The sequence below is a fragment of the Synechococcus sp. R6-7 genome (assembly GCF_047461695.1).
Lineage (GTDB): Bacteria > Cyanobacteriota > Cyanobacteriia > Thermostichales > Thermostichaceae > Thermostichus.
In genome coordinates this window covers 1-6,270 of sequence record NZ_JANSHS010000089.1, presented here as the reverse complement: position 1 = coordinate 6,270, position 6,270 = coordinate 1, and the positions used below count along the sequence as shown (strand labels likewise).

At 61.9% G+C, this 6,270-nt stretch carries 6 protein-coding genes; 3 read left to right on the top strand and 3 right to left on the bottom strand.

The genetic code is table 11. The annotated features are described in order from the left end of the window. Together NW815_RS03205 and NW815_RS03200 are read left to right on the top strand one after the other, a co-directional pair. Positions 1-754: MraY family glycosyltransferase (locus tag NW815_RS03205; RefSeq protein WP_414415697.1), on the top strand; the 754-nt coding region annotated here is incomplete at its 5' end. Positions 755-852: 98 nt separating this feature from the next. Continuing rightward, positions 853-1,419: a hypothetical protein gene (locus NW815_RS03200; RefSeq protein WP_414342223.1), complete on the top strand. Its 567-nt coding sequence runs from the start codon at positions 853-855 to the stop codon at positions 1,417-1,419. Positions 1,420-1,424: 5 nt separating this feature from the next. Here the strand turns inward: NW815_RS03200 and NW815_RS03195 are convergent, their stop codons facing one another. Further along, positions 1,425-1,952, bottom strand: a complete 528-nt coding sequence (locus NW815_RS03195) for an adenine phosphoribosyltransferase (protein ID WP_011434353.1) — start codon at positions 1,950-1,952, stop codon at positions 1,425-1,427. Between the two features lie 210 nt (positions 1,953-2,162). Here NW815_RS03195 and NW815_RS03190 point away from each other — a divergent pair, with 210 nt between their 5' ends. Beyond that, positions 2,163-2,600 carry a hypothetical protein gene (locus NW815_RS03190; protein WP_011434354.1) on the top strand — a complete coding sequence of 146 codons (438 nt, stop codon included), beginning with the start codon at positions 2,163-2,165 and terminating at the stop codon, positions 2,598-2,600. Positions 2,601-2,645: 45 nt separating this feature from the next. On the opposite strand, the gene NW815_RS03185 is transcribed toward NW815_RS03190, so the two are convergent. Further along, the gene (locus NW815_RS03185; RefSeq protein ID WP_414389366.1) at positions 2,646-4,595 is read right to left on the bottom strand and encodes a hypothetical protein; all 1,950 of its coding nucleotides are present in this window, start codon (positions 4,593-4,595) and stop codon (positions 2,646-2,648) included. Between the two features lie 322 nt (positions 4,596-4,917). Further along, positions 4,918-6,126: a peptidase C39 family protein gene (locus tag NW815_RS03180; RefSeq protein WP_414389368.1), complete on the bottom strand. Its 1,209-nt coding sequence runs from the start codon at positions 6,124-6,126 to the stop codon at positions 4,918-4,920. Positions 6,127-6,270 lie beyond the last annotated feature (144 nt).

Here is a 6,270-nt window from a genome sequence, read left to right as displayed (position 1 = left end):
GGGGGTGGGGGTGCGCATTGAGTTCGTCAACCTGCCCGGGAGAGGGATCTGGCCCTTTCCGGTGTGGTTGAGCCTGCTGATTACCCTGTTCTGGCTGGTGGGGATGGCCAACGCCATCAACTTCATGGACGGGCTGGATGGGCTGGCGGCAGGGGTGTCGGGAATTGCGGCAGTGGTGATGCTGATCGTAACCCTGCTGCTGGATCGACCGGCGGCGGCCATGCTGGCGGCGGCTTTGGCGGGAGCTTGCCTAGGCTTTTTGCGCTACAACTTCAACCCAGCGCAGATCTTCATGGGGGATGGGGGGGCCTATTTTTTGGGCTTTACCCTGGCTGGGATCGGGGTGATCGGGGTGGCCAAGGGGGTGACCACGCTGGCAGTAGCCCTGCCTTTCTTTATCTTGGCGGTGCCGATCCTGGATATGTCCACCGTGATCCTCAAACGGCTGGCCAGGGGGAAGTCGCCTTTCCATCCCGACAAAGGCCACTTGCACCACCGCTTGCTCAAAGCCGGCCTATCCCAGCGGCATTCAGTGCTGCTCATCTACGCCATGACCCTCTGGGGGGGATCCCTGGCCTTGGCCTTGGCGGGCTTGCCAGCAGGGGGCACCTACCTGGGCGGGGCCTCGCTGGTGTTGGCAGGGGTGGCTTGGGGGGCTTGGCAACGGCAACGAGCTTTGCCCTCGGAGGACAGGCCCGAACAGGAATATGTTGCTCCGCAATGCTGTTGCGACCAGGAATGTAAAGAAGATTGAGCTGGGCTTGTTCTCCATCGCTCGCCTGCCTAGACTGGAGGCGCTCTATATTTGTTGTTTTTTGTTTTGTTGTTTTTTGTTTAGCTCTGTGTTGCCTCATGCGCCCCACACCTGAGTTGGCAGCTCTCCTGCGCCGCACCGCGGATCGTATCCAATCCCAACACTGGGGCTTCTGGGACTGGGAGTACTGCTGGCGGGACAGCACCCGCTGCAATTGCGGCCTGCTGGTGCGAGAAGCCCTGGGCTGGGATCGGCAGCAACTCAGCCTGCGCATCCACCGCGGCACCTGGCGCTCCATTGCCCAAACCGCCTACCGAACTGTTGCCCTGGCCTTGAGGGATCCCTGGCAACTGGAGGGGCAGTGCGAGGCCACCGGCCTGCAGCTGGGGTATGTGTTCGAGAAAATGGCAGAGCTGGGGTTCGACCAACCGGAAGACTTTGCCGCCCTGGAGGAGCTGAGCGATCCCGTAATTCTGGCCCGCCTGGCGGAAAAAGGTGTGGAGCCAGCACAGCGCGACCAGGCGATCCATGTGGCGCTTTACATGCGGGAACTGGCGGACTGGATTGACGAACAACTGCAGGCGCAGGCTCAGATCAGACGCTTGAGCCAACCTTTGCCCAAAACACCAGGGATCCTCGTCCAACAGTCGGTGCACCTTACTTGAGGAACTCAGTTGCCTTCCTCTACCATCACCACATGGGCAGGGATCCCAGGGGGAAGAGCCTTGCAGCCGGACAAAAAGGCCAGCTCGATTAAGAAGGCAAATCCCCCCACCTCAGCGCCGCTCTGGGCCACCAATTGGGCGGTGGCAGCGGCTGTACCCCCGGTGGCAATGACATCATCCACGATCAACACCCGCTCTCCAGGCCGCAGGGCGTGGGCGTGCAGTTGGAGCTGGTCTTGGCCGTATTCCAGGCTGTAAGTCTGGCTGAGCACCGGCGGCGGCAGTTTGCCTGGCTTGCGAACCGGGACAAAGCCCAAGCCCAGGTGTTGTGCCAAAGCAGCCCCTAAAATGAACCCCCGCGACTCGATGCCGACCACATAATCTAGGGATCCCATGCCGGTGGTGCCGGCGGCCAACTGTTCAATAGCCGCCCGGAAGCCTGCCGGATCCTGCAGCAGGGGGGTCATATCCCGAAAGAGGATGCCGGGTCTGGGAAAATCGGGCACCAAGCGAATGAGGGCTCGCAGATCCATCCTGTTTTCCTCGCTGGCCAGTGGCTTGCTGTTCGCGTTAGCGGGACGGAGTCCTCAAAGGACGCTCCAAGCAACCCATCATACTCGGTTAGCTAATAGGCAGATGGGATCCCTTTTGGTCAGTCGAGCAACGGGGAAGATTTTTTATAATTGGCAAGGCTAGGGGCCGCGGCTCACCTGGTCACCCATCTGTGAACTCGGAGACTTCTCATGCGTTATTACATGGCCATCGACTCCAATCCCCTAGCCAGTTTGCCGCTGGCTCTGTTTGGGGTGAGCAGCGAGGCGGCCTATGTCGATCTGCTGCAAGACAAGCTCATTGTGCGGGCGGGCAGCCTGTTCAACGAGACGTTCTCCTTGAGCGAGTTGGGGCGAGGGGAGCGCTTTCCCTGGCCCTGGTACTACGGGGTGGGCGTGCGCACCGATTTTCAGGGGATCGTTGGCCCGGTCACCAGCACCCAAGGGGTAATTGCCATTCCACTGGTGCAGGAAAAGCCTCTTTTTATTCCGTTGCTGGGGCCGGTGGGGCTGCAAGTGCCCTGCAAAAAGCTGGTCTTCAGCCTCAAAGATCCAGACACCTTCCTGGCCAACTTCAATCAGGGTCGCCCAGAGGTGAACGCCGGCCCGAAGAGTGTGGTGATTGAGTAGATGGGGATCCCTGTGAAACCTGAGAGACGGCGGCCTGTCAAGAGCCTACAGAGATCCCCCAGGGGTTGGGGTGACAGGCCCAGAAGCAACGCGGCTTATGCGACGCAAGCCCGGCAAGCCGGCATCCACCACCACCACACTGCCATCCGCTAAGACTACCAAGCCGGCAGGTTGATCGAACCGGGCCACCGAGGTGGGGCCATCCTGCCAGCCGGGCTGATTCTGTCCGGCCAAGGTGGAAACTTGTCCCCCAGGCTGAAGACGACGAATGCGATGGTTATCTCGGTCGGCCACCCAGAGGTTGCCTGCCGCATCGAAGGCCAGCCCCCCCAGGGTTTGAAAACGGGCCTCTGCCAGGGGGCCATCCCGATAGCCTGGCTCTGCCCCGGAGAGGGTGGTCACTCGTCCGCCAGCAGAGAGCCGGCGCAGGCGATGTCCATCGGCAATCCAGAGGTTCCCCTCCTTATCCACCGCCAGAGCCGTGGGCTGCAGAAGCTGGGCCTGTTCTGCTGGGCCGTCGGCGAATCCCGGCTGGCCGGTGCCGGCAACCGTGGTCACCTCACCGGCAGGGGTGATGCGGCGGATGCGGCGATTGGCGCGGTCGGCAACGTAGAGGCTGCCATCTGAACCCAAAGCCAGCCCAGATGGCTCCCGGAACTGAGCTCGGTCAAGCCCCCCATCTCGGTATCCGGCTACACAAGTGCCGGCAAAGGTGCTCACCTGTCGTTGCAGGTTGATATGGCGCAGGCAATGGTTGCCGCTGTCGGCCACCCACAATCCCCCCTTGGGATCCCAGAGCAGCCCCTGTGGGGAGTCAAACTGAGCTTGATTGGCTGCTCCGTCGCGGCGGCCTGCTTGGCCTGTGCCGGCCCAAACTTCCAATTCCCCCTCTGGAGACAGCCGGAAGATGCGGTGCTGGGCTCTATCGGCTAAATAGAAGGCTCCTTCAGGATCCACAGCAATGCCGCTGATTTGCTGCAGGTAGATCCTGGACTCGGTGCCGGTGTTATCAGGGGCGTTGCCGACAGGATCTGCCGCGGGCGAGGTGCGGCCATCCAGCAAAGTTTCCACCACCCAGGCCGATGCTGCCGGAGCAGTGGGGGTGGGAGAGGGGCTGGGGGAAGGAGTAGCGGCAGGCCAATCGTAGACCAGAGTGCCCAACCCTTGCCCGGAAGCATCCGCAACAGCAACCCAAACCGAGCCGGAAAGAGAAGAAGGCGGCATCACCACCAAACGGTCACCGCTGCGGGAGCGAATTTCCCCCTTCAGGATGCGCTCGGGATTGGCTGCTGCAGCAAAGAGAACTGTTTCCACCCGCTCCAAATTTTCCCCTGAGAGCAGCAACGGCTGGCCAAGGGTGGGCGCTGCCGAGCTGGTGTGCAGCAGCGGTACCCCCACCTCAGAGAGCACCAACATCGAAAGGCGACGCTGACGCTCTGTGTCTTGGGGAGGACGGTTAGCACCGCCAGAACTCCCAGAGCGGGCAGAAAGGGTCAGGGATCCCTTCCCCTGCGCCAGAGTGGTGGATCCCCGATAGGCGATGGCGCTGAGCTCCGCTTCTCCGGCGGGAGGATTGGTGAAGGTGAAAGTGGCCGGTTGCCCCAGGCGCAGAGGGGCAGTGGCGGTTTGGCGATAGGTGCCCAGGGTAATGCTCAGGTCGATCCCTTCCACCCCCGGCCAGGTGGGAGTGCGGGCCAGCCAGCGATCCACCTCTGAGGCCGGTAGCTGGGCCACCAGATCGGATCCCTGTTCCTGGAGCAGCAGAACGATGCGGTTGCTGGGCACCGACAAGCCGGCCTGACGCGCTTGCTCAAAAGTCAGAGAAAGCGGGGAGAGAGGGAGAGGAGTTGGGGTTGAAACCGGCTGTAGGGCCGCAGGGGGAAGAACGCTGGGAGACAGACTAGAAGAAGGAAACTCGCCACAGCCCGAGAGAGCCAGCACCAAGGCACTCAGCGCAGGCCAAGGTAGCGGTGTCAGGGAAGCCCGTCGTGGCATGATGCAGCTCATCCCCTCCCACAAACTGGGAAATGGCGGAAACCCAAACCCCCACGCTTACCTTCATCAGCGTACAAACCGGCGAGAATTGCCCAGCACCCTCTCTGCCGCAGGAGCCACCTCGACCAATGCCTTGGCCCCTGAACCGCATTCCTATTCATGACCAACCATCCTCACCCGCAGGTGAGTCGCACTCCTCACTCCATCTATCCTTACTCAAATCCCCACCGAAAGACCAGATAGCAGTTTCAGCGGCCAGGAAATCATCCAGGCCATAGCGGTAGCGCTGTAAGTCGATGCTGCCCGCGTTCGCCCGGTTCGGCTATAGAGTGGGGACAGGCCACTCTCGCGGATGAATCAAGTAGACGGTACCCCCGGAGTGCTCCAGCCACAACGACTCTAGCTGTTCGCGGCGGTAGGTACGGCGAACCTCTTCGTTGGTTTTGGCTGCCGGATCGTGGAGGATGGGATCCCCATGGCTAAACTGCTCCGCACCGCTGCCGCGAGCAAACCCCACCAGCACCGCCAGATGGCCGTTGCTTCTGGGAATTGGCGCCCCTTCCAGTTCTCCCTCGCCCCAGGCATAGCTGAGGACCACCGGAACCCCTGCCGCGATCCAGGCTTCTGCTTGGGCCAAGCTCTCCAGCCGCGCCACCACGCCGGACAAACCTTGCTCGGCAGCATGGGCGACGTTGAAAACCCAGTTGCCATGGCCGTCGTAGACCCGGTCGTACACACCGGCCACCGCTGCGCGCACCAGCAGCTCACAGGGACGGGGATCCTGCTGCCAGTAGGCCAGCACCATGGCCAGGGAGGTGGGGCTACACCAGACTTCTCCCCCATCGGGGTACACCATCTGGGAGCACCAAGGCAGATCCAAGATTTTGCCCCAGCGGCTGGGATCCCCAGGGGATAGGCGGCTGGGCCTGACCGGCTCGTTGGAAATGGCAACTGCCACCTGATCCACAACGGCAGAGCGGCCTGGCTCTTGCGTGAACAGGCGCACCCTGACCTGGAAGGCTTCTGCTCCGTTGAGGGTATCCTTGATCACCAGCAAGTCCGTGTACAGGTTGCCATCCTCATCCCCTTGTCCTTGCACTGAGTGGCTGGCCAGAGTCAAGGGATCCGCAGCCCATACCCCGCCGTGATACCACTTTGTCCAGCGGTCTGAAAGCTTGGCCCGAATCCACAGTTCCAACCAGGTGCCGGGGGGCGTGGTGGCATTCCAGGAAGCGATTGCCCCGACCATAGGGAAGCTGGTGGGGACTGCTGGGCTGGTGGCTTCTCCCACCCAGTAGGGGCCAAGGGGATAGAAAGGGCGCCCCCGATCGCGTAAGCGGGACGGAGTCCTTAGCGCCACCTCAGGCTCTTCAAGGCTGACTTCTTGCCGCAAACCCTCTGGATCCAAGACCAATTGCCCTCGGGCGTTCAGGCGGATCCCTTGGGTTGACCAGTGCTGAAACCCCTGAGCTTCTCCTGCCCGCCAGCGCTGAAACCCGGTGCGATAGGTGGAGTGGGTCTGGGCTTGCATCGTCAAGAGTCCTGGAAAAGTTGGAACAGGCTGGGCCAACGCGGGCAACCCCAGCAAGAGCAGCACAACCCCGCTGACCAGCCCAGGCAGCCCCTGCCGTTCGCGTAAGCGGGACGGAGCATGACTCTAGTCAATAATAAGCTC